Origin of the sequence: Halobacillus sp. BBL2006 (genome assembly GCF_000786645.1) — a bacterium.
Lineage (GTDB): Bacteria > Bacillota > Bacilli > Bacillales > Halobacillaceae > Halobacillus.
This window is the reverse complement of the sequence record NZ_JRNX01000390.1, coordinates 1-1,362: the sequence shown is the minus strand read 5'-3', so window position 1 is coordinate 1,362 and position 1,362 is coordinate 1. Positions and strand designations below refer to the sequence as shown.

Genomic DNA, 1,362 nt, shown 5'->3' with positions numbered 1-1,362 from the left:
AAATAAAAAAACAAATTATCATGGATCATTTGGATAAAGATGATGCGATTCCATCAGAAAAGAAGTTGTCGGATAAATACGAAGTGTCGAGGGTGACGATACGCCAGGCGATTCAGCTTCTGGTCAATGAGGAGATCCTTTATAAGGTACGTGGAAGTGGGACCTATGTGAAACAGCCTAAAATTGAACACGACATCTACAGGCTGCAAAGTTTTACAGAAGAAATGGAGAGCTTAAATCAAACGCCTTCGAATAAAGTGTTGGAGTTTCACATGCAGTTACCTGAAGAAACCATTCGCGAAACGTTAAGGCTAAAGGAAAACGAGAAGGTGTTCTTTATACGAAGATTGAGGAGTGGGGATGGGGAGCCTAAAATCCTTGAAGAAACGTACATGCCTGTTGAATTATTTCCGGATCTATCCGTTGACGTCATGACCCGATCCAAATATGAATACGTGGAAAACAAAGGATACAGAATTAAAGAGCGGCAGGGTGAAATTCTTCCATTCACTCCAGATGATGAACTGAGAGATACGTTACAAATGAAGGACAACTCATGCATTCTATCCATGAACTTATGGGCTTATTTTGAAGATGATCGTATTTTCGAATACACACGCCTTTATTACCGAAGCGAAAAATACACATTCAAATTCACCTCTAAGCGATTCTGATGTAAAATACTACCACCTCAGATCATCCAAATTCTGGATGATCTGAGGTGGTAGATCAATATCAAATCTCTAAGTTTATGAATACTAGAAGAGTGTGCGAACTTCGGATTAGGGTATGGAATAAATATGAAATTTGAGGAGGAATCGATCATGAAATTCGAAAAAGTCCGCTGGGGAATTATCGGTTGTGGAGACGTTACAGAAAAGAAAAGCGGCCCTGCGTTTCAAAAGGTTGAAAACTCAGAGCTCGTTGCGGTTATGAGGAGGACGGGGGAACTCGCTAAGGATTATGCGGAAAGACATGGCGTTCCAAAGTGGTACGATGATGCGGATGCATTGATCAACGATCCAGAGGTTGATGTGGTTTATATTGCTACACCTCCGAGTTCGCATAAGGAATATACGCTGAAGGCAGCACAGGCGGGGAAGCCTGTTTATGTGGAGAAGCCGATGGCTCGTAATTTTGATGAAAGCAATGAAATGGTCGCTGCTTGTAAAGAGGCAGGTGTTCCTTTGTATGTGGCTTATTATCGTAGGGCGCAGGAGCGTTTTCTGAAGATCAAGGAGCTGCTGGATGAGAATAGGATAGGCGAGCTGCGTTTTGTATCTTCGACTCAGTATCAAGTAGCGCGGGAAGATGTGAAGGATCCTGGAAATCTTCCGTGGCGGGTTCAACCAGAAGCGGCTG

At 42.9% G+C, this 1,362-nt stretch carries 2 protein-coding genes; both read left to right on the top strand.

Annotated elements, in window-relative coordinates:
- Positions 1-674 (top strand): GntR family transcriptional regulator (locus LD39_RS12020; RefSeq protein WP_035546807.1); only part of this gene is annotated, 674 nt, incomplete at its 5' end.
- A 150-nt stretch (positions 675-824) separates the two neighbouring features.
- Positions 825-1,362, top strand: a 538-nt coding sequence (locus tag LD39_RS12015; RefSeq protein ID WP_035546804.1) for a Gfo/Idh/MocA family protein, incomplete at its 3' end; no start/stop codon positions are given.